Source organism: Levilactobacillus yonginensis (genome assembly GCF_964065165.1).
In the GTDB taxonomy this organism is placed as follows: Bacteria; Bacillota; Bacilli; order Lactobacillales; family Lactobacillaceae; genus Levilactobacillus; species Levilactobacillus yonginensis_A.
Genome location: NZ_OZ061549.1, coordinates 1,304,610 through 1,328,222 on the forward strand (window position 1 = coordinate 1,304,610; position 23,613 = coordinate 1,328,222).

Annotated in this window: 15 protein-coding genes and 1 riboswitch; of the genes, 7 read left to right on the top strand and 8 right to left on the bottom strand. The window is 48.1% G+C overall.

Annotation, left to right across the window (positions count from 1 at the left end; genetic code table 11):
• Positions 1–45: 45 nt before the first annotated feature.
• Positions 46–798 (top strand): sulfite exporter TauE/SafE family protein, encoded by a 753-nt coding sequence (locus AB3Y94_RS06360; protein ID WP_367295493.1) that lies wholly within the window; start codon positions 46–48, stop codon positions 796–798.
• Positions 799–1,213: 415 nt separating this feature from the next.
• On the opposite strand, the gene AB3Y94_RS06365 is transcribed toward AB3Y94_RS06360, so the two are convergent.
• The gene (locus AB3Y94_RS06365; protein ID WP_367295494.1) at positions 1,214–3,250 is read right to left on the bottom strand and encodes a collagen-binding domain-containing protein; all 2,037 of its coding nucleotides are present in this window, start codon (positions 3,248–3,250) and stop codon (positions 1,214–1,216) included.
• A gap of 772 nt (positions 3,251–4,022) precedes the next feature.
• The gene (locus AB3Y94_RS06370; protein ID WP_367295495.1) at positions 4,023–6,269 is read right to left on the bottom strand and encodes a MucBP domain-containing protein; all 2,247 of its coding nucleotides are present in this window, start codon (positions 6,267–6,269) and stop codon (positions 4,023–4,025) included.
• Positions 6,270–7,021: 752 nt separating this feature from the next.
• Here AB3Y94_RS06370 and AB3Y94_RS06375 point away from each other — a divergent pair.
• Positions 7,022–8,557 (top strand): MucBP domain-containing protein, encoded by a 1,536-nt coding sequence (locus AB3Y94_RS06375; RefSeq protein WP_367295496.1) that lies wholly within the window; start codon positions 7,022–7,024, stop codon positions 8,555–8,557.
• Positions 8,558–8,738: 181 nt separating this feature from the next.
• Here the strand turns inward: AB3Y94_RS06375 and AB3Y94_RS06380 are convergent, their stop codons facing one another.
• Both AB3Y94_RS06380 and AB3Y94_RS06385 read right to left on the bottom strand, forming a co-directional pair.
• Complete coding sequence (locus AB3Y94_RS06380) at positions 8,739–10,868, bottom strand: KxYKxGKxW signal peptide domain-containing protein (RefSeq protein WP_367295497.1); 2,130 nt, start codon at positions 10,866–10,868, stop codon at positions 8,739–8,741.
• 536 nt (positions 10,869–11,404) lie between these two features.
• Complete coding sequence (locus AB3Y94_RS06385; RefSeq protein ID WP_367296489.1) at positions 11,405–13,495, bottom strand: MucBP domain-containing protein; 2,091 nt, start codon at positions 13,493–13,495, stop codon at positions 11,405–11,407.
• 411 nt (positions 13,496–13,906) lie between these two features.
• Positions 13,907–14,012, top strand: a riboswitch (TPP riboswitch).
• 60 nt (positions 14,013–14,072) lie between these two features.
• Between AB3Y94_RS06385 and AB3Y94_RS06390 the strand changes: the two genes are divergently transcribed.
• The 4 genes from AB3Y94_RS06390 to AB3Y94_RS06405 are packed head-to-tail and all read left to right on the top strand — an operon-like array spanning position 14,073 to position 17,267.
• On the top strand, positions 14,073–14,825 hold the full coding sequence (locus tag AB3Y94_RS06390) for an ABC transporter permease (RefSeq protein ID WP_367295498.1): 753 nt from the start codon (positions 14,073–14,075) through the stop codon (positions 14,823–14,825).
• Positions 14,822–15,826 (top strand): ABC transporter substrate-binding protein, encoded by a 1,005-nt coding sequence (locus AB3Y94_RS06395; RefSeq protein ID WP_367295499.1) that lies wholly within the window; start codon positions 14,822–14,824, stop codon positions 15,824–15,826. Before AB3Y94_RS06390 ends, AB3Y94_RS06395 begins: the two co-directional genes overlap by 4 nt.
• 3 nt (positions 15,827–15,829) lie before the next feature.
• Entirely contained in the window at positions 15,830–16,567 is a 738-nt protein-coding gene (locus AB3Y94_RS06400; RefSeq protein ID WP_367295500.1) for an ABC transporter ATP-binding protein, read from the top strand.
• Complete coding sequence (locus AB3Y94_RS06405) at positions 16,557–17,267, top strand: TatD family hydrolase (RefSeq protein WP_367295501.1); 711 nt, start codon at positions 16,557–16,559, stop codon at positions 17,265–17,267. Before AB3Y94_RS06400 ends, AB3Y94_RS06405 begins: the two co-directional genes overlap by 11 nt.
• A gap of 413 nt (positions 17,268–17,680) precedes the next feature.
• Here AB3Y94_RS06405 and AB3Y94_RS06410 read toward each other — a convergent pair whose 3' ends face one another.
• The gene (locus tag AB3Y94_RS06410) at positions 17,681–18,388 is read right to left on the bottom strand and encodes an MIP/aquaporin family protein (RefSeq protein ID WP_367295502.1); all 708 of its coding nucleotides are present in this window, start codon (positions 18,386–18,388) and stop codon (positions 17,681–17,683) included.
• 405 nt (positions 18,389–18,793) lie between these two features.
• Between AB3Y94_RS06410 and AB3Y94_RS06415 the strand changes: the two genes are divergently transcribed.
• Positions 18,794–19,570, top strand: coding sequence for a C40 family peptidase (locus AB3Y94_RS06415; protein ID WP_367295503.1), 777 nt, complete (start codon positions 18,794–18,796; stop codon positions 19,568–19,570).
• A gap of 567 nt (positions 19,571–20,137) precedes the next feature.
• Here AB3Y94_RS06415 and AB3Y94_RS06420 read toward each other — a convergent pair.
• The 3 genes from AB3Y94_RS06420 to AB3Y94_RS06430 form a co-directional block, all read right to left on the bottom strand.
• A complete protein-coding gene (locus AB3Y94_RS06420; RefSeq protein WP_125681434.1) occupies positions 20,138–20,560 on the bottom strand; it encodes a Spx/MgsR family RNA polymerase-binding regulatory protein in 423 nt (140 codons plus the stop codon).
• Between the two features lie 500 nt (positions 20,561–21,060).
• On the bottom strand, positions 21,061–22,239 hold the full coding sequence (locus AB3Y94_RS06425) for a hypothetical protein (RefSeq protein ID WP_367295504.1): 1,179 nt from the start codon (positions 22,237–22,239) through the stop codon (positions 21,061–21,063).
• 41 nt (positions 22,240–22,280) lie between these two features.
• On the bottom strand, positions 22,281–23,225 hold the full coding sequence (locus tag AB3Y94_RS06430) for a hypothetical protein (RefSeq protein WP_367295505.1): 945 nt from the start codon (positions 23,223–23,225) through the stop codon (positions 22,281–22,283).
• Positions 23,226–23,613: the final 388 nt, after the last annotated feature.

A 23,613-nucleotide genomic window follows, 5' to 3' on the forward strand; every position in this document is an offset into this window, starting at 1 on the left:
TCGTTAAACTTATCTACATGCTAAATTAGGGAGACGAATGCACATATGGAATGGGTTACGTTAGTTGTCATTGGATTTTTAGTCGGATTACTGGTGATTTCTACCGGTGGTGGCGGGGCAGCCATTTACTTGGGAATTCTAACCAGTGTTTTTGGCCTCGCCCCGGCTGTGGCCGCGTCGACCTCACTAGTGACGGCCTTTCCATCCCTGATTGTTGGTGCGTACGGCCACTACCGGACTGGCCAAATTCATTTCAAAGTCGGTAATCAAATGTTAATAACGGCAATTCCCGCTACGGTGGTGGGAGCCTTGATTGCGCCCTACATTCCTAACCGCCCATACACTTGGATCGTGGCAATCATTCTAACCGGACTGGGTGTCCAGATTCTAGTCAAACGGTTTCTCAGTCATAGCGACCGACCCGCTAAACACCAGACCGCGCAAGCCGCCACGTATGGTGTGATTAGCGGTATTTTGGTCGGCGTTGCTGGTTTAAGCGGTGGTGGACCCATTATTGCCGGACTATTGGTCCTGGGCTTAGATATGCTCCCAGCGGCCGCGACGTCGTCCTACGTTTTAGTGGGAACATCCCTGTTTGGCCTAATTTTCCACCTCTCTGCTAACAACATTGACTGGTCGATTGGTCTCAGCCTGATGATTGGTGCGGTAGTCGGGGCATTCTGTGCACCGCGGCTGTTGGCCCACGTCAATCCGACTAAGCTTAACGACTACGCCAAACCGTTCATCGGTGTCATGCTGCTGTTCATGGGCGTGCGGATGGTCTTGCCATTGTTCTGAAATGAATCACTTTACTGGTGAGCGGCTGTGATGGCTACTCACTTTTTTATTGTCATTTTATACCTTTTATATCCCCGTCTAATTGCCGCCTCCGGTCGTCAGGGTGGGGGCCGCCGGTTTCCAGGAGTGGTGCCAGCTGTGTCGATGGTGTTAAGCTGGACGCTTGGACTTTCCCAGTTTTACAGCATGGGGCGAGCCCGGAGACGCGTTGAGTTTCACGTGGCTTCAAGTCGAGGTGGGAGACCGCTCTTTGGCTCACGCCGGCCCCACAGCCGGTACCAATCCTGGAAACTGGAGGCAGACAACGCAACAAAAAACGTGAACACTCAGAAAAGTGTTCACGTCTTTTAGATCAATTTAAATTGTCGAAACGTGCGCCAGTAGGCAGCTAGCTAACCGCCTTCTGACTTACTCTTTAGTTGCGACGTTTGCGCCGAACAACCGCGGTTCCCAGCAAACTTGTTGCCAGTGCCAATCCTAAGACTTGGGCCCAGTTACCCTTAGCTTCACCAGTTTGTGGTAAGCCATCGGCCAAGCCTAATGCTGCCAAAATCTGTTGCCGAACGGATTCCAGTTGTGCGACCAATGCCGTGTTGCCCTCAGCCCGCGCCTTAGCAATTGCTGCGTCGACTTGGTTCAGAAGTGCTTCTTCAGCGGCCGTATTGCCTTCTTGTTCGAAGTCGATCAGGTCATCCTCAAACTCTTCCGCCATGTCCTCGGTGTACTCTGGGTGTTCGTGTTCATAATTCAAATCTTCGTCGCCACCATTGGCTTCTTCACCCGGTTCGCTTGGCGTTTCAACATCTGGCGTCTCAACGTCAGGAGATTCTGTGTCAGGAACTTCGATACCGGGAACTTCTGGTTCAGGCTCGTCAATGTCAATGTCACCATCACCATCGCCCTCATCCGTATCCTTGTCCTCTTCTGAATTATCTTGCAGGTCCCACCGGTGAGTTTCGGCCTTCACAACAACCTTATCCGCAATAATGTTCCCATCAATGTTTTGGTTAGCGATAACCGTTGCGGATGGCGCTAAAATGCTACCTTGGAACGGTGCGTTGATGTTAATATCACCGGTAAATTGTTTGTCACTAGCGGTACTGTCATAGAAGTTCCACAGCAAGTGGTTATCTCCAAAGTGTTCCGTTTCTTGGTTATCCCGGTCACTACCGTCACTGTACTTAATTCTGATTTGTGAGTTCACAGTGTAGTCTTCGGCACCACCAGTATCCACATTGATAATAATCGTGGTCCCGGTATCCTCAGGAGACAGGCCCTTGATAGTCAGTGGTGTGTTCCCGGCCAGAACGTCTGGCGATAGATTAATGACAATTCGGTTATCAGCATCTGGCTTCAAATCACTGACATCGATGACCCGGTTGTTTTGGTCAGCGAAGTCACTAGACGTGTAGCTGGCTTCACTCTTCCGGTTAGCCAACGACTCATTGACCTGTTTCAATTTAGCAAATTCTTCATCAAAGTCAATGTAAGTCTGGCCCATCTGGTCTTGATAAACTTCAGATGACAGCAGGTGGTCAATGTAAGTTCCGTTAACCATGGGCCGGTTAGGATTGCTGACGTCAATTTCTACGCCCTGACCAAAGACGACTTTGTTGACCCGGGTATCCCCAGCCGAAACGAAGGAACTGCCAGCAATATTGGTGATGTTTTGTATGTAAGAAATATCTTTGTCCAACAATTCTTCAATGATGTTCGTCCCAAAGTTGACGTTCCCAATCAGGTTTTGAACAGCAACGTTCCCGTTGGTGTGGGTGTTTAACTCGGCTTCGCGAGCAAATATGTGGAATTGTGAAGATACCCCCAGGATGTTATTCAAGTCAGGATAATCATCGTATACGCTCCCACCAGCCTGGATACCCTCAGCACCAGTTGGCGTCAACGCCGTCGTAACGATCGTTTGATTGGCAATCTTGGCCAACGCCTTAGTTAAGGCTGCCCGGGCCTTGGCGGCTGCCGCAGCTTTAGCAGCAGCTGTCTGCGTACTCGTACTATTAGTTGCAGGAGCAGTGGTGGTCGTTGATGGATTCGTAGGTGCCTTAGCGACTGGTGCTGATTTCAGTAAACCAGCACGAGACTTTTTCATCTGGTTGTTGGTTACTTGTGAGCCATCTTGCTTAGAACCATTAACTTTATCTTGATCAGAATTAGAATCGCTCTTCTGGTCAGTCCCTTTACCTGAGTCGTTCTTTTGCTGACCGTCTTCCAGTTCTGAACCGGCTTTGCTCTGATCCTGAGCAGGCTGGTCCTTGTCCCCAGCTGGTGCCCCTTCGGACTCACCGGCCACCTTCGTGATTCCGTCCGCAGCGGCTGGTTGGGTAGCAGCCTGAGCCGTTACCGCGGTGCCGGCGCCTAAGGCTAGAATTGTTGCACAAGCAAAGACCCACTTACGGCCTGCCTTATACATCTTAAAATGCGTCCGTTTCATTTCCATATCGAATTATCCCTACCTTTCGCATTAAACTCCGTCTTTATTTTCTCTCTCTCGTGGGGAACATTCAACATCAAACGGAAATTATTTTACTTAAAAACTACTCATTAATGCGGTAGTTTACCATAATGACGAATGTGGATAGAAATAATGAAGCACTTTGTCATGATTTTCCAGTTTTATCAACCAAGTTTCAATATAATTTCAGCAATTGGCCCTCCACCAGACAGACTTTCAATATGACGTGAAAACCAACCATTTCTAGGAAACAGCCTCCCGCTTAAAACTTCTATGTGATTTGGTAAACAACTGTTTGCCGTAACCGTCAGCCAAACTGACAGCCACTCCCACTTAAAATAGCGGACACAATTTATATCGGTTACGTTAGGACAGGTAGAATATGACATGAACTCAGCGGCTACCCCAATAAACTTGGCAAAATTTTCAAAGGATCTACAACTTAACAAAATGACTGATCATGCTTAATTCATCAGGCCTACACGTTCAGATTCAGGTGTCATGTAACCGCAGGCAGCCAGGGATGGCACCCACTGTGTCGACAGTGTTGGTTGGCATTTTTAGCCAGCCTACAGCGTGGGACGTGCTGAAAGACTTGGCGGGCTTACCAAGGCTTTCCGCCGAGGATAAAGACCGCCCTTTGGCTTTATCCGGTCCCCACAGTGCGGTACCATCCCTGGCTGCCGAAGGCGGCAATCATAGCTACCCAATCAAAAAAGGGTGGAAGTAAGCTCCCACCCTCAAACATAGTTTAAATTTAGTTACGACGCTTGTTCTTAAAGCCAGCTAAACCAAGACCGCTGACCAATACGGCTAATCCAGCGGCGACAATACCAGCAACGGATTTGTCACCCGTTTGTGGCAACGTGGCCTTCGCAGCAGCCTTAGCCGGTTGTTCACCTGACTTAGGGCTAGCTGCTAGGTTAACCTTAGCAGCCGCTGCACCCTTTTGGACACTAGCAGCAGTTGCCGTAGCAGCTGATTGGCCGCCCTTGTTAACGACTGCAGCCGCACCGCCAGTAGTCACCGTAGCAACAGGCGCTTTGGGGTCTTTAATTGGGTTATCTGTAACGATGGTAGCACCATCACCACCGTTAGCCAGCTGGTTGTAACTGAAGGTAACCGTTGAACCATTAGCTGAGTACGTACCACTAGCAACACCGGATCCCGCGACCTGGTAACCGTCAATTTTATCAGCGGTGACGTTGTACGTATCGCCGACGTTCCCAGTCTGAACGTGCTGACTGATAACCTTACCATCTTGGTCAACGTTGACGATGGTGACCGTCCCCGTCGTCGTTCCAGGCGTTGGGTCGACAGGGTTAACTGGGTCCACCGGCGTAACCGGTTTGACCGTCTTGTCGTTCGTCAACTGGAAGGTGACGTAAGCAGAGTAGTGTGAACCAGCAGGGCCTTTAACCACGATGGTGTAGTACCCATCCCGGGTGTTGGCGTTGGCAACCAGTTGGTCACCCTTGATGGCAACGTCGCTAGCAGCGTCATCCATGCTGGCCAGATCCGTTTGTGAAACTGGGGCTGTTTCCGAATAGTTAACGGAAGCAATGGTTCCCTTCAAAGATGGGTCAATGGTGCTAGCTGTATCGAATTTGAATCCGATACCAGCACCCGTCACTGGGTTGAAAGTGTATTTTCCGTTGTAAACCGTGACAGGTTGACCAGTAAGCGTTTGATCCTGGGAATAGTACGTCTGTTGGGCAGTTGGCACAATCCCCACTGTGAGGTGGTTGTTCCATGAACTAAGCTGATTGTTTCCAATGATTGGTGCCGAGATATCGCCACTAAAGTTGTTGTACACAATGTTAACATCCGCGTTAATTTTAGAAACGTTCTCCATGCCACCGCTTAACTGGTTATATGCCAGGACTAAAATATCTAGTTTTGGCAAGTAACTGTAATCTGGAATGTCGCCAGTCAACTTGTTGTTCCACAGATTCAAGTTTTGAATATTTAGATTGTTATGCAGATCTGGTAACTGACCCACTAAACCGGCACCGTCAAGTGACAGAAAACCTAAGTTAGGATTCTTATCAAAGCGACTCTGGATAAATTGATCTGGCGTAATATTCCAGTTAGCTGGTGCATCATCTGGGTAGACCAACGTAAAGCCCGCCAAGTTTGGTGCAAACGAGAAGTTAGGAATCGTTGCCGGGTCAACGTCGGCATTTTCCAAATCAACGCTAGTCAAACCCGTAAAGTACTGTAAACCGGTCAAATCTTTAATCTGCTCTTTTTTATCCGTGCTATTAGTAAGAATATCATTCAATCCGACCCGGAACCCAGTCCATGCATAGAGTGACCAGTCTTCAACCTTGTATTGACTCCCCCACTGTTGTTCAAAGCAGGCTTCAAGCGCGTGCCGTAAAGCTGGATCAGGCATCCAGACCGACGCATTAACACCCTGAATCTTAGAGACATCGGTTGGTAGGGTCGGCGCAACGACGGCGTTACCCCGTAATAAGTCAGCCCGACTAGCAACTGGGGCCTGAATTGTCTTAACGTCTGAGGTCACTTGATTGTCCTGCTTAACGTCTGTTTCCGGTTGAACGGATTCTTCAGCAACCTGCCGCTTAGGAGCTTCTTGTTTAGGCGCAACCTTTTGCCCATTACTTTGGTTTTCTTGTGATTGGTCAACGGGTTCTTGAACATCTTTTTGACCAGATTGTTCACCGAGTGATTGTTTGTCTTTTTCATTGGAAGCGCCATCATTTCCCTGACCAGCGGACTGTTCCTGTTGCTTAGCCGGTCCCTCAGAGTCGTTTGGTTGTTCACCCTGTACACTGCCATCAGAAGTAGCGGCCGGTTCACTCACTTTGGCAACCGGTGCAGCATCACCAGTGTCAGTGTCCGCCTGAGCAGACACACTAACCCCCGCCACGCCAAGTCCTAAGCCCAGCACAGTCATGCAACAGTAAACCCAGTGTTTGCCTGCCTTGTAACTCTTATAATGTTCTTTAGTTTCCCCTAAAACTGTTTGATTCCGCATGATTTTTTCCTCCTCGTGAAATGTGTGATTCCCTAGTAACCGCCGATGTCACCTTGAGGTGGTCTATTACGTCAATATGTACTTGTCTACTTTATAATCCTATCTTCCGGGTCCTTCACCACATTTTTTGTAATGTGGGCAAAGAACCTTACAGCTTCATTATAGCCTGATAAATATTTTTTTCAATACGAATTATAAATATCCATAACAAAACTAATGTAAAACCGTTTTGGGGGACAAAAATGGCGGGGTGCCAGGTGATATACGTTAAGGTTGGCTTTCCAAAATTCCCAGTTTAACTTAGCTGAAGGTTAGACTTATCGGCTACTAGTCCCCCAGGTGGCACCGTTTCATGAAGCTTGTCATAAACCCAAGTAATACCGATTGAACCATCAAGTCCTATTTGTTAATTTAAAAAACATTTAGTCCCACTTTGCCCATCAACATATCTGACAATTATACTTAAACTGTCTGCCACTTTAAGTTGGTTCCCTGGCGTTAAATTTGAGCTACTATTTTCGCATTTTTGATAAAATCAGCGAATTGTGAACGGCAATTTAACTCAGGTATCTTCCAAAATGCCAGAGTCACTTTGAACAATTAAATTTAATTTCCGTTATCGACTAACACCGTGTAAATAAAAAATATTGTCTTATATTTTATTTTGTGCAAAAATCATTTATAACACCGACGTAACACATTCTGAAAGACGGGGTAAAATTATGATGTCCCAGAAAAAAGATTGTCACCTAATGGATCGATTTAACCGTGTGCTCATGAACAAAAATAATCATTACCTACTCTTTGCTGGCTTAATCTTAGTCAGTCTCAATATTGGACTAACGACTGGATCCACCTCAAAAGCATCAGCTGAAACGCTATCTCCCCAAGTGGCTATGACCCCAGGCTCATCACCCAGTTCCGCCCCGAGCCAAATCAACGAGACTGTCAATACCGGTAATGTTGGTTCTACGGCTGACGAAAAATCTGATTCAGGCTCTTTACCCGCTGGTACATCAGACGCTTCAAGGGACAGCAACCATGCGACGACAGATAAGCGTGCGAATGAACTGACTTTCAACGAAGATGTTTCGACTAGCCGTTCTTCCATTAAATCTAGAACTCGAACGACTAACGCCGACCTTGATGCGGCACCAAGCGTCCTCAACAATTCTGAAAATACCACAGCTAGCAATTTCGGCGATGAACCGACAACGTCGGCCCACCAACACCAGATTGCCGTACACTACTACAAAAAGGACACCACGGAGCAACTAGCTCCCGATAGCGCAATAACCGTCATCGATGGCCAAGCCTACACAGCCCCCTCAAGATCATTTACCGGCCACAACCTCAGTTCCCAGACCAATACTACTGGCAGCTACAGCGGTGCAGCCGATACCGCCTTCTACTACGCCGTTCAAAAGGGAACCGTGCACGTTTCTTACAAGACCAGTATTGGTGGCGAGCTTTTCAAAAAAACTATCACTGGTAACGTCGGCGACAAATTCACAATAGACGCCCTTGACTTCAACGATGGCGATCCTAAAGACTTCATGCTTAAGGGTGCTCACCAAGTAACCGGAACTTATACCTCGGCACCTCAAACGGTCACCTTTACTTATCAGATTCCCAGCGTTCATTCTTCTACGCAACATGGTATGACTGTTTTCACGACAACCTACGCCGACGGTAATTTGAAAAAAATCGAGATTTTTGATGGCAACTTTGACATAACCTGCGGCAAAGATTCTAAGGGGCACGCCATCGTTGCGATTCACTCGTTAGTCACGCCTTTAGCAAATAATCACGCCCAACTTTCAAACAAAGCTATCGCGAACGTTGGCAAACGTTTCGGCTATTTCGCTACTAAAGCGACCAGTTATATTTTTGAAAAATCAACAAGCAGTACTTCCGTTAAAGTTATGAAGATTAACAATCAGTTTGGCGCTTTGACTGTCGCAACTATTGATCTAACGTCCAAAAATACCAGTGCTGACGCAGTGGCCCAAACGCTGGGAATCAGTGGGCAGACCACCTTCACTGCATTCTGGCATAAATACATTGCTGGAAAGGCGCCAGCTACCTCTTCAATTCGAGAAAAGGACGCCCGTCATCCTGTGTTGAATTCACAGTCAACGGCTCCTGACAACAACTTACCAGGCCGCACCAAGCTCCCCCAAACTTCTGAAGCTCAGGCAAACTTCTCTATCTACGGCTATTTCCTACTATTACTTCTTAGTATCGTGGGACTGCTCAAAAAAGAGGGGGAAATACGGAAATTCTAAGGTTTACAATCCAGAAAAAGATGGCATTCTCAAGGCCTGAGGACGCCATCTTTTTTCAACCCAAAAAGCCCTGAGATTTTCACCCAGGACCTCTAAATTCTATTCTGCCTTTTAACGGTCACATAATTTTAATTAGGCATTCTTACAATCACATTTTATAAGAAACTAGGTTAAACACAGACTAGTCGTTCTTCCGAGACTTAACGGCTAAACCTAAGGTAGCCAGCAGCATGCCGATGCCAGCAATAATAGCACTGGCCGTACTCTGTTCGTTTGTTTGTGGCAAGGTCGTCTTAGCTGTTGCTTGGTTAACAGTTTGACCACTGGCAGTCGTACTGGTCTTGGCAACCGTTGCTGCTTGACCACTGGTCTTAACGGCTGAAGCAGCCGTCTTAGTAACCGTCACCTGAGCCGCCTGTCCGTTGGATTGAACGGCCGCCGCATTCTGATGGGAACCTGCCTTCTTTGCAGCCGCCTTAACATCTGGTCGATTAGCCTCGGCTTCATCGATAGTTGCAGCATCCCCACCATTCGTGATAACTGGTGAAGCGGCATCAGTGGTCGTATCGACTACTGGCGCAACTTCTACTGGGTGATCAACGTCAGGTGTCGGTTCAGTCGTGGTCCCAGTATTAGGAGCAACAACTGGCGCTTTATCATTCTTGATTTCAAAGCTAACGTAGGCAATGTAGCCACCGTACTGACTGGTGTAACGACTGTTCCGAATGGCCATGTAGTAAGTCCCATCTGGGGCATCCGCGTTGGCAACCAGGTTGAAGCCCAGCTTGTTAGATGGATCTGCTTCAACCGTGAACCAGCTCGTGGCATTCTCTTGCTTACCTTCCCAGGCAAGTAGGTCCGTCATCGCAATCGTAGCATCGGGTGCGCCGTAGGTGATGCGAACGCCCTTGGAATACTGGGTGAGAATGATAGGGTCGTTACTGAGTTGCCCGGTCTTACCATCTTGAACCCCACTAACCACATTCGTGATGGGGTCGAAGGTCCGGTTCTTAGCCGTCAACGTGTAACTCTTGCCGTTCAAGAATTGGTAGTAACTGTAGTTATTGATTTGAGTCGAGCCATTGTAACGGTCCAACATCCCAGATGAAAATTCATTGTAAATGCCATAGAACATACCGGTAAAGTTGCTGAGGTCTGGTAGATCACCAGACAGCCGGTTATTGTTGATATACAGGTATTGGATATCTGGCCAGTTACTGAGACTTGGCACACTCCCAGTCAATTGGTTGTTCGCCAGGTTCAGGTTGTTCAGGCTAATTAAACTGGCAATTCCAGATAGGTCACCGGACAAGTTGTTGTTAGCCATGTTTAAGTATGAGAGTGCGGTATACCGGGACAGGTCTGGAATCGTGCCCGTCAAACCAAAATGACTCACATCCATACTGCTCAACTTTGTGTTTGAAGCGAGGTAGGTGTTGAAGAAACTAGCCACGTCTTTGGTCGTTGCGGTTCCTTTTAGACTACCTAGGTCCAGTTGCTTCAGATCAGGCGCAAAGGAGAAGTCGATCATTTGGTCTGCTGGGATATCGTAACCGTAGTCGAAGTATTGCAGATTCGTAAAGTACTGGAGACCTTCAAATTCTGACGGCATTGGAATCGGGCCACTGTAATTGCTGGTGGTCAGCATCTTTGCATCTTCAATGTACTGATACAAGTTAGCGTCGGTAATCTTAGCCCACGGTGCAGACTTCTGGACATTGTTTTCCACCCAAGTCCGCATTGTTTGACTTGGCATCCATACGGAAGCGTCTACACCATCAATGCTGGGCTTAGCAACTTTGGCTAAGTTAGACCGATCAACTGCTAATTTAGATGCTGGTGCACTCATTAGCTTTGGCGCTTGCTGATTATCATTCTGGACAGGTTTCTCGGTTGCTTTTGGTTCATCCTTGACAACCGATTCCTGACTATCTTTTTGGTCTACATTTTGAACTTGTCCTGGCTGATTTTCAGGGGCAGCTGGTGTTTTCTCTTTAGATGTCTGGTCTTTGACTGGCGCAACTGGTGCTTGTGGTTCCTGTTGCTGGTCTTTATCGCCACTTGCATCTCCAGCCGTCTGGTCTTGAGCTTGATCATTAACCACACCAGCTGGCTTAACAGCGGAACCCGCATCCTGCTTTACAACGCTGCTCTGCACAACATCGGCGTCGGGCGTGTCCGCCTGGGCCACACTAACACTGGCCAGGCCCATCCCTAAAGCCAAAACGGTGATGCAGGCGTAAACCCAGCGTTTGCCTGCCTTGTAACTCTTGTAGTGTTCTTTGGATACTCCCTCAACTTTTTGTAACATGGTAGTTCCTCCTCTGTGTGAAGTCCTGTATCGCACCCTAGTAAGCGCATACATCAAACCGATCATAGCCACTTTATATTTTTGTGATTGACGATTGTGGGCATCCCTAGTTTGCCACACATTTGATAAAGTGGATAAATTTCTTTACGACCCCATTGTAACGCGTCTGTGATAAATATCAATAGAAATTGTAAATGATTATAACTATTTATTTGGTTGGTTCCACGACCTTACCAAGTAACTTTAGTCTCTCCGAGCGAGCCAGCTAAACGCCTTGGTAAGCGAGGAGCTTAAGGATGTCGTATCAAACCGTTTTACGAATTTTGGCAACTATGTCAACGCGAAAATCTTATCTGACTTTACGGCGGCACCTACTCATTTAGCCAACAACTTTAGTTGCTTTTCCGGCGACCGTCAAAGCAGCTAAATAATGGTTTATACTATAACGAAAAAGTGACCTTGTCTCAACTGACAAGGTCACTCTAATCACACAATTCCTATTTTGAGTCATTTACTGGTTCAGTTTGCCCACCCGCTTATTTCGTGCGCCGGCGGAAACCTAGCCAGCCCCCCAAGGTGAGCAGTAAAGCCACGCCCCACCATGGTGATGTTGATTGTTCATCCGTCTGAGGTAAAACTGTCGACGTTGCCGTTTGACCGACCGTCGCAAGTGGTTCAGCGGTCACAGTTGCCCCCTGACCACCGGTCGTAGTGCCGCTCCCACCAGGTGTCGCCGGCTTACCCGGCTCTTCTGGTCCTGGTAAGTCCACGTCTGGATCATCAACATCTGGATCAGTCGTCCCCTCATCTCCATCGCCACCAGTCTCAACAGCTGCATAGATATAGGTCACACTGATATCTTCGTCACCGAACGTGCCACTGGCATTGGCCGGCGTTGAAACTAACTGATACCCCTCTACTTCTAAAGCTTCAGTCGTGTAAGTCGTTCCAGGTTGGCCGGTCAAAACTTTATCCGCCGCGATCGATTGGCCGTTAGCCAACTGATAATGGACGGTCACGTTGGTATCCGCCACCGGGGTCACCACGGGTGGCGTCACTGTTCCACCGCCATCCTTCTTATAGACATAGTAAACGTCAATAGCGGTATCACCGTATTTGCCGACCGCATTTTCCGGGGTCTTCAACAACGTATATCCCTTGATTGTCTGGGCCTCAGTCACGTAGTCGTCGCCCACCATACCGGCCGGTAGTGTCACGGCGTCTGCCAAATCCTTGCCCGCTTCATCCTGGTAATGCACCGTCACGGCCGCCGCTTTATCCGCAAGCACATAAGGCTGGACCACAGCGAATTGATAGCTTCCATAGGAGTCGCTACCTGAAGCATTTCCCGTCATAAAGTAATACTCATCCATTGGAATCACGTTGACGCCGGGGTAAGTGGTCCCACCAGGTTTTTGATCAGGAATCTTGGTGAAGTACAGCCCACCCTGACCATCACTCGTCGCGGTCCCCCCCGTATTATAGATACGGTAGTACAATTCGTTATTGGTGAAAGAAACGGGTTCTCCCACAATAGACGTCGCAGCAATTTGAATGACTTTGCCATCGATCGTGGTAAACGAAATTTTTAAATGGCCCTCTCGTAAATCAGTATCAACGTTGACTGGATTCAATTTCACAAATTGACTGCCAGCGTGAAATGTCGTATAGCGGTTCCCTTTCAATGGTGAAAAATCCTGAACGTGGTTAAACGCCATCAAAAGGGTCTTCACGTTCGTCAGTCCAGCTAGCGGAGTCACGTCTTCAATCCGGTTATGTTGCAGATCCAAGTAAGTTAGCTTGTTCAGCTTAGCCAGTGGCGTCAGGTCGACCACATCCCCGTAGTAGTAGCCCGGATTCTGGTCCAAACTACTGCCGAGACTCAAGCGGGTCAGGTTGGTAGCGTACTGCAGGCCCTCTAAGGAAAATTCTGTTTTTCCGTCGATATACGTGTTAACTTTTCCTTGAATACTGAGCGTCGTCAATAACAGCAGGTCATCTTGCGTGATATCAGCAACGCTACCCCAGGTTTGGCCCGGATTCTGACCACGTAACGCAGTTAAAATAGCTTGCTGGAGAATTTGGTTTGGCATCCATTCATCAATTGACGACACCTTTGCCTGGTGATTCAGCTTAACGGGTGCCGCTTTGGCCACCTGAGCCTTAACCAATTTCACAGCCTTAATAGATGGATCAGCCCCCTGCTTGACGGTGGCCGGTGCTGGACCTTCAGCAGAAATGGGGACTGCCGTTTCCTGTCCACCCGGAGACTTTTCTGGCGTAGAAATCGGTTGAGCGACCTCCTGATCAGTCGCGGCGGCTGGTGCTTCTTCGGTGATTGGCTCATTTATGTTAGCGTTTTCATTTTCGACCGAATCAGTCACAACCGGTTCTTCTTCAGTCGTCTCTGTCTGCTCCGTAGCTGATGAATTCAGCGTCACAGAATCTGCTTGTAAGTGCCGTGAAGGCGTTGTGACCGCCGTGTCAGTGCTCGTAGCCACTGCTGTGTCTGCCTGTGCAGTCTGGTTGTCAGTTACAGCAACGACTAGTCCCGCAGTAACCACGGTGGCCCAGACCCAGCTGCGCCCCTGTTTCGTCAACGTCCAAGTCGTGGGTGTGTCGTTCATTTTACGCACGATAATCCTCCTCATTCGGTTGGCATATTGCGCTACATCCAGTTGTAAAATTTAGTGATGCCCTAGTAAAAATACCGGTTGTTTTGATTCACCCCCATTATAACTGGTTCCTCACCATAAAGCTAGTATATAGTGAATGATTAATGCTGTTGTAGCCACTATAAACCAGTTGTCCGCAAATCTATTCCATTGATTAATTTGTTGATTTGACAGTCTTTATAACTATTTTTTATATTTAATGTCGTCAATTGACTTTTCAATCATTTCCTATGTTACACAATTTCAAATTTGGTAAACACCGGTCCGAAAAGGTTTGTTTGGTCATTTCTCGAACGATTCGCTTAATTATAAGTAAATTAGGTTGTCCCACCCCTATTCCCATGCTACACTATGTCCAACTTAAAAAAGTTTCTGGGGATACCGTCATACGGCACGAGAGTAAGTTGTGAACTTTGACCCATCGAACCTGTCAGTTAACACTGGCGTAGGGAGAAACGCACGGATACTTCATCTTGCGGCGGCGACTTCCCCTGAGATGAAGCTTTTTATTTTGTAAAGGAGGTTATTTATGAAACGTAAGCTATACCCGTTAGGTAGCCTGGTCTTGCTCCTAACGGTCTGGCAAGTGGCGGTCACGTTACTTAAGACCCCGGCCTTCATTTTGCCCAGTCCCGTGGCGGTCATCCAAGCACTGGTGGCCGACGCTTCTGGCCTACTGGCAAATTCCTGGGTCACGCTCCACGAATCACTGATTGGACTACTCATTGCCTGTCTGTTAGCTTTTGGGACCGCGCTCGTCATGGACCGCTGGCAGTTACTTTACCAATCCTTCTACCCCCTACTCGTTATCTCACAGACACTGCCAGTCATGGTTCTGGGACCACTGCTGAGCCTCTGGTTTGGCTTCGGCATGGCCCCTAAGGTCATCCTGGTCGTGTTGATGAGCTACTTTCCCATCATCGTTTCCTTCTCGGAGGCGCTGGGAAAAGTCTCTAAGGAACAGATTCGATTCCTCCAAACCATAGGCGCCAAGGATTGGCAAGTCTATCGCATCCTGAAGATTCCGCAAGGCATGCAGGGCTTCTTCGCTGGCTTACGAATTGCCGCTACCTACTGTGTGAGCGGTGCCATCATCGGGGAATGGCTCAGCGCTGAGGCCGGGCTGGGATATTACATGATTCGGGTGAAGAATGGTTATCAAATTGACAAGGTCTTCGCCGCAATTTTTTGCGTTATCGTTTTAAGTTTGGGACTCAACATAGCAACGCGTAGTTTGCAAAAATTATATTATAAAACATTAATCCAAGGGAGATCATCATGAAATTATCTAAACTTTGGCTACTAGTTCCGGTTCTGCTCTCACTGACCGCCTGTGGCAACTCCAAGAGCTCATCGTCTGACACCAAATCCGCTAAAAAGTTGACCGACGTCTCAATCGTCCTTGACTACGTTCCCAACACCAACCATACGGGACTCTACGTGGCTAAAGATAAGGGTTACTTCAAGGATGCTGGACTAAACGTCAAAATCATCGAACCAGGCGACAACGCCACCAGTGTCGGCATGGTCGGCGCCAACAAGGCCCAATTTGGGGTCAGCTATCAAGAAGATGTAACCTATGCCCACGCGGACGGCAAGAACATCCCCGTCAAGGCTATCGGAACGGTCATCAAGCACAACACCTCTGGCTTCGTCTCCAAGAAGTCTAGCGGTATTACCTCGCCTAAAGACTTTGTCGGCAAGACCTACGCCGGTTGGCAGACACCCAGTGAGGAGGCCGTATTGAAGGCCGTTATGAGCGAAGCTAAGGTTAATCCAAAATCCTTGAAGATCGTCGGTGCCACTGGTGATGGTCCTAAGAGTCTTGGGAAGAAGAACGACATCCAATGGTGGTTCCAAGGTTGGGACGTTATTCGGGCTAAGGACGACGGCATCAAGATCAACTACATGCCCCTCCGTCAATTAGACCAGCGCTTAGACTACTACACGCCCGTCATCATTACCAACAACACTCAGCTGAATAAAGATCCTAAGTTGGTCAAAGCTTTCATGAAAGCCACAAAGAAGGGGTACCAGGACGCTATGGCGCACCCTAAGGCCGATGCCAAGATTCTCCACAAATATGCCAAGGATTACGACCTGAAGTTTCTTGAGGAATCCCAAGCCTTCCTGTCTAAGAACTACACGGATGACGCTAGCAAATGGGGGCAAATGGATAGCAAAGTCTGGAACAACTACACCGGCTTTATGAAGGAATATGGTCTGATCAAGAAGACCATCCCAGCCAGCACGCTGTACACCAACCAATACGTCGGAGGTTAGCCTATGGCGATCACACTGGAACACGTCGGCCTAACACTAGATGACTTGGAGATTCTAAATGACGTCACGGCCACTATCAATGCGGGCAGTTTTGTGTCCTTGATTGCACCCAGTGGTGCCGGTAAATCGACCCTACTGAAGATTCTGACCGGACTGTTACCCATTTCGACTGGGTCAGTGGTGGTCGACGGTCAACCCATTACCGGACTGAACACCACGTTTAGTTACCTTCCACAGGAGGATATGTTGTTACCGTGGCTGAACGTGGACCAGAACATTACGCTCTACCAACGGATCAACCATCAAACCGTGGATCAGGACCACGTGACGGACCTGCTAACCCTCTTTGGGTTGGTCGACTACCGCCACTTCTTGCCCCGTCAGCTCTCTGGTGGGATGCGGCAGCGGGTCGCCTTACTACGAACCATGATGAATCCGGCCAACTACCTACTCCTAGATGAGCCGTTTGGGGCCTTAGACGCCATGACTCGTGGACTGATGCAGGACTGGCTACTCAGCCTACCAACGGCCTTGAAACGAACGACGGTATTAGTAACGCATGATATCGAGGAAGCCATCTACTTGTCCGACCGAATTTTAGTCTTGTCAGCCCGACCGGCGCACGTTGTTCAGGACATTTCACTGACCCCTGCGACTCGTGACCGGGAGTGGTTGGCTACTCAGGCGCCACTGAAGACCGAAATCTACCAACTCTTACTGGAGGATTCCGATGTTAAGTGATGCCCACTGCCATCTGGCTGGAAGCCGGGAACTGGCTAACCTGCAGCAACAAGACCAGATTTTAACGATCATCAACTGTCAGTCCCCCACTGAGTGGGACCACAATACATTACTCACCGGCGCTAATCAACACTTGAGCTTCGGTATTCACCCCTGGCAGGCCACAGACTTTCGCTGGCCGGAAGTCACTCCCTACCTGGAGAAAACTGCCGTGGTCGGCGAAATTGGCTTAGACAACGTTTGGACAGACGTCAACCTACTGGACCAGTCGCGTGTCTTTGAAGCCCAGCTCCAATTTGCACATGACCACCGCAAGCCCGTCATCCTGCACACGAAGGGGTGCGAGCGAGCGGTTCTCAAAACCATTCAAAAGTATCCCAATCGCTATATGGTCCACTGGTACGCCACGAAGGAGTATCAACGTGACTACATCCGCTTGGATTGTTTCTTCACGATTGGTGTAGATGTGCTGACTGACCCCGCCGTGGCACAATTAGCGCAGGACGTCCCGCTGAACCGAATTTTAATTGAGACGGATGGTCTGGAGGCCATCCGTTGGGCGGGCGACGATAAGGCTACCGTGGCCGACTACCCCCACGTGTTGCATCGGAGCATCCGGGCCGTGGCAGCATTACGGGGAATGGCTTCGGACGAACTGGAAGCACAGGTTTATCGGAATTTAGAGGCGTTTCTGGCTTAGTGATCATTGAAGAATTGCCACCTCCGGCTACACGGATATCGATGTCACACGGCTTTCCTCAATCCAGCAGCTCAAAAAAAGTGGTCCCAGTAATCAATAACTGATTACTGGGACCACTTTTATATTGACTCATTTTCAAATGATGCACAATTTGTGTTAATCTACCAACGGTTCCCCAGAATCGGTTGGCGCTAGGTTCAAACCAATACTAAGCAAACTGTTAAGTAATTTTAAGCCGACATTTCTTTTGAAGTCGATAGCCATCTTAAGCAGATGGGCTCAGACGCCTCATTCTTCTTAGCCGTTTACGGCTTAGAAGACCAAGCTTTAAGACTCACGCTTTTCAAGCTTAAAGTTGTGTCGGCACCGTTCCAGCCCATCTACTGCGACCGGCAAGGCGGTCAAATCAAAGACTATTTTAAAAGGAATTCCAATCCAGCGGCGAGCAACCCACCGATGAGCGGCCCAAACATTGGGACCCAAGCGTAATTCCACTCAGTCGCCCCCCGGTTAGGGACGGGTAAAATGGAGTAAGCCAACCGTGGTCCCCAGTCCCGGGCGGGGTTGATGGCGAACCCAGTGGTCGTCCCTAGGCCCATCCCGATAACCATGATTAGAGCCCCGACGATGAACGGTTTCAAACCTTGGGTGAAGTCCCCCAGATTTAAGAGAATAAAGATAAACGCCCAAGTAGCCACAATTTCAGAAATGAAATTAAACAACGGATTTTTAATAGCTGGCCGGGTCGCAAAGATACCGACCTGGTTACCAGACGCCTCATCCGGTGTTGCTTTAAAGTGGGGATAGAATTGAAGGATAACCAATGCCGCACCCAGAAAGGCCCCTAAGAACTGGCCCAATAAATAAGGTAATACATCGGCCCACGGGAAGAACCCAAATACAGCGAAACCAATTGTAACGGCCGGGTTCAAATGACCTTGCGAACCCAACATGCCGGCCACGTAAACTCCCATGGTCACGGCCATTCCCCAGGCAATCGATACAAAGGTCCAGTCGCTCCCCTTCGCGTACGTCTTGTTGAGGTTGATACTAGCACCAGTCCCGGCACCTAACAAAATCAGAATCAGGGTACCGAAGAACTCGCCAATAAAACCACTCATAAAATACACCTACCTCATAATATTATGTAACGAAACTAACGATTGAAAGTTGGTTTGATGTTTGCCGCCTCCGGCTACGTGACTGCTTTGAATCAATCGAATACCGTGCTTAGTTAGCCTTTGACATCAGTCAGCCACGCAAACAACTCAACCCTAACTTTCAACCCTTAATCTTAAATCAGCGCCATTAACAGTCTACCATAGCTGACTCCTGCTGGCGCGATTATTTGTTTGCGCTTTCAAAGAAGCCGCTAACCACACAACCGTCCAAGTCTTGTAATATTACGAACACGCCATAAAAGTTAACGCCAATGATGTTCACCCGTAACTATCCTGTAAAAGAAAACGGCTATCTTAGTAAGTGTACCAGCGACATGAACTTACATATGAGGGATGGATATAAAGATGAAGACACTTAAAAAAGTCAGTTTAGCCGTGGCCTTTGCCGCAGCTTTAGTACCAGCATTTAGCCTGGGCACCACCGCTCATGCCAATGCCACGAATACCATTGTCAGCACCCGCAACATGACCGATACCGCCTACACTCGTAAGAGCGCTACTGGGTGGACCTACAACCTAGGCGGTACGGCAACCAATATGACCTTTGGAAAAAAAACGCACTACTTAAAAAATTATCCCCACACGACTTGGCACGCCACTAAGAAGCGATACATCGTGAAGAAAAACGGCGTGAAGTACCTTTACTACTATGTGACCAACGGTAGAAAGACGGCCTCAGGTTGGATCTGGCACGGCTACCTGCAAAAGAAGAGCTACGCCCACACTTCGACCAATGCCACTACAACTGGTAACGGTACTTATAGTGATGTCTACAAAGCAGCCAAATCAAAACTAGGTAAACCTTACGTGTTTGGCGCCAACGGTCCCAGTTCCTTTGACTGCTCTGGCTTTACCAAGTACGTCTTCCACAAAGCCATCGGACAAACTCTGCCGCGGACCGCACAACAACAGTACAATAGTTACGACCACGTGAGTGCCCAGAATGCTAAAGCCGGGGACCTGATTTTCTTCGGTACTAGCAAGAACAATATCTCCCACGTGGGTATCTATAAGGGCAGCAATAAGATGATCGACGCCCAATTACGAGGTGTCGTCAACGAAGCCACCAACGTATCCTGGTGGCACACGGTCGGTTACTCACGACCAGCAACGTTAGATTAAATTTAAGCGAGTGGGACAGAAAGCGGTTAGCTAGTGAGCATTAACTTCGAACCGTTAAAAATCCTGAACTTGAATTATTTGCCGTTCGGGGTTAAGCGGAGCTAGCTGCCTTCTGTCGCACGTTTCGGCTAAAGTGCATCACAAAGAGTCTGGGCTTCCAGGCTCTTTTAATTTGTCCAAACGGTTTAAATTGTCTGCCCCATCCCCAGCTCTGAAAGTGGTTCAGCACGATCAGAACTAAGATTGTGACATACTCCCATCTTTACGGACCAATTGATAACGAATTAGTTGAGTGGCTTGCATGTGTACAGTTATGGGCTCAGGCGCGTCGTCCTACTTAGTTAGTAGGTGATTTTCCAACTCGACAAAGCTTGTAGACTCGGTATTTTCGACGCTTCAAGTTGTGTCCGCCCGTTCCAGGCCGGTAAGGCGGAAGGCCACACTAGGTTGCCTAATTTTCCCGCCAATACGTTTGCTATAATCAGCGTAACTAAACTTTCTAGTTTTTGCCCAAAATCCCACAAAAAAAGCTACAACCGAAATGGTCATAGCTGGTTAAGTCTTCTATTAAGCTGGTGATACACCCAAGCCCTTGCCGTTCAAAATCTTGAAGAAACTAGCCAGTTCCTTCTTCCGGTAGGCAGCGGGAACGAATTCCCGAATGGTTTCCAAATCGAAACCAGTGGCTAACTTGTTACGATCGACGACAATCGGGTTCTTTAAGATGCCCGGATTCTTTTGTAAGAGATCAACCAATTCGTTCATCCCCATATCCTGAACGGATGCAGGTAAAGCTTTGTAGGCCTTAGAACGCGTTGAAATCAGGTCGTCAGTACCTTCTTCAGTCAAAGATAACATGTAGAGAATCTCTTCTCGCGTTAAAGGTTGTTTTTTAATGTCACGTGCCGTAAAGATAGCGTCGTGGTTAGCTAACCACTTCATAGCCTTGGTTACCGCAGTCGTTTTCGCATGAAAGTACATTTTAATCATAGAATCGCCCTCCAATAATCTGTCTTCGATGAGGTGCAGAATTTTTTAGCACTCGGATGTTTGAGTGCTAATTTATGATTCTCATTGTACACCACAATGAGAAAGGATGAAACCCAAATCTCTCGGTCTAGCCCACCTTTTAACAATTTCTTCACTTCTCGTTAATTTGGGGGTTAAATTGTCCCTTTTCATCGGCTTACAATACACTCTAACAGGGGAATGCAACCGTTTTAAGGTGGAAAAATGAAGATTTTTTGAAGATGTTCATTGAAGCTTGGAAACAGCTTACCACTTTTCATGACAAACCGTCTTTGATTTGAATCAACATTGAAGAGAAATTTAAGAAACCGTTCTCACTATCAAAAAAAGTAGCGTCGTCGAAATCTCAACCACGCTACTTGTCTTAAATCTTAATTTACCTAATTGACTGGACCGGCTTTTTATTAAGGAAACTTATTTAGCTTTTCTCAATGCAACTATCCCAAATACGAATTACCCGTCTAATTCGTGGGGTCGTCAGACACCGGTAACCAAATGTCAGCGCCATCACTCGTATCCTCCCATTCCAGGACCCCGGTGCTAGACACCCGGAACTTCCCAATGGTCGGGGCAATCTCATCGCGTCCCATATCCCGGACCGTCACGACCACCCGGCCCTTACTATCCTTCTCCGGTGTCGAAATACCAGATTGTTTGTAGGTGTGGGTGGTCCCGCCAAAGTCCGAAAGGTGACGGGTGATCCAATCATCTAGCTGCTTTTCCGTTAGCTGTTTGGCCGGATTATTGCCAAAACCAAAGGCCATCCCCGGCTTATTGGCCACCTTTGTCATGTCCTTCATCTCCGTACCATCCCCTGGCACGGTCAGCTTGTTACCACTCAGGGTCACTTTATAAACGCTGCCTAAGTACTTATCTGAATACGTCTTCAATAAATAAGTCCCTTGCCCGAGACTTTGATAGTAAACGGCGTTGTTAGCACCCCAGCCATTTCCCGTTTGATAAACGGTATAATTTTTCGTAAAGCTATCAATCTGGCCATCGATGCTCTGATCACTAATAAAGAACCGGGTTCGATCGTAAGCAATCTTTTTCTCATCGGTTCTAGTCGATGAGGTAAACCCAGTGGACCAGGTCCCCACTAACTCAGTCGGCGCACCAGTCCTCCAAACACCAGTGGTGTCACCGATAATATAGACACCCTTGATGTGTTGGTAACGCGTCTTCACGGTATAATAGGAGCTTTGCTTCATATACGTTAGTTCCAACGTATACGCTTCACCCTTAGGACTCTTCATAGCCAATTTGTACTCACCATCTTGGCTGCTTTGAATCGAGACAACCAGGCCACTCGCAATGGTCCCCCGACTCCGGGAGGTCACCTGCCAGTGCCAATTGCCCTTCCGGTAGTAAAACTGTGAGTAGGTCATTTCTCCGTTACTCTGGGTACTCCGGTCCTCAGCATTCTTCTGTGTGAGACCACTCAGCAAGGTCGTTAACGCGGATGGTTTGGGAGTTTCCGCCTTAGTTGATGTGGCCCCCGCCTTGGTGGCTGCCTGCTTCTTCACTACCGACTGGCGACTACTGGCCTTATCCGCCGACTTCGTTTGATGGTGACCACAGCCCGTTAAGCCAACTACCAGCAAGGCCAATACACTGACACCAATTACTTTGATTTTCATCTTGTTCTCCTCAATTTTAAAACAACCGTCATTCAACCCGGTTAGTGAGCCTCATCGTTGGTGTATCTACCGTCAATATTTTGATAGCTGGTCCATAAGTGGTAGGTATTGGATGACCAGTCATAGGAAACGCTCACGGTGAAGTCCTTTTGTTTCTCCATGTCTGACATCTCAAATGACGTCGGGTTCCCGGCGTAGTCCACCTTCACACTGCCGATCATGGCATGGATGATTGGCCCACGTTTCTTTGAAGAAAAGTCCCAGTACCAATGAGCATAGCGACCATTTCCACTGGGATTCATACCATAAAATTCGCTGGTCGTTTGGTCGCCGCCGTTGGTCTGCGTGCTGGCATCTTCGTAGCCCTTTCCACGACCGACCGTCGACTGGATAACATCTTGGAGGTTCACATCTTTGGCTGGCGTCACGTCATCTTCAGTATCGCCCAACGTGTAATCGCCGTTGATCTGCTTAAAATCCGTATTTAAATTATACTGGGTGTTTGATCCCGCTAACCAGTGAAAAGTCAACGTGTAGTCGGTTCCCTGATCATAGTACTCACTCTTCATCTTCAGCTGTGCGGCCTGACCATCCTTAGCCACACTGCGCACCTCGCCAACTTCAATCGTTCCCCGTTTGCTGGAGGTCAACCACCAGTACCAGGTCCCGTTCTGTTGTTTAAATTGTGAATAGGTCTTTTCATTGTTGTTCGTTCGGGTACTAGCATTCTCGCCCGCCTTCTCCGTCAAATCTGACAGAACGTCGACATCCCCAGTTGAATCAGGGCGCCGACTGCTAGCCACCTTATGGCTGGATTGAACCTTGACCTTACTACTGGTAGCTGTGCTGGGCTCAGTCTCCGTTGACTGGTGACCCGCTATCGACAAGCCTAGGAAGAAGGCTAACCCAACAACGACAATGATGCCGACGCCCGCCCAAAGCTTGCGAGTAGGTGTCCATTTTGGCGACGATTGTTTATGACGCATAAATTTTCCTCTTTTCTCTATGTATAATTAAAATATTTTAGCTAATTGATTCTTTTATGTATAACGTTATTCTACCAGTTTACCGGATGCTTGACAGCCATGGATTCGGCAAATTAGTTCAATTGGATATATTTGATAGGCTGGACTAATCGGTGACGGAGAGCTAGGTCATTAAAAGAAAGACGATCAAAGGTGGTTTAATCAATGAGCATTAACGTTAATAGACGAATAAGCCTGGTCTTGGATTGTTTATCTAGCGAAGTTCTGCCCGCTGTCGCACGTTTCAACTATCGACGTTGGGCGCGTAAAAAAAGGGCTTGAGACTTTTGCCTCAAACCCTACGTATTTACTTTAGCTGAAACGTGCTACCGACAGGCAACTGGCTCCG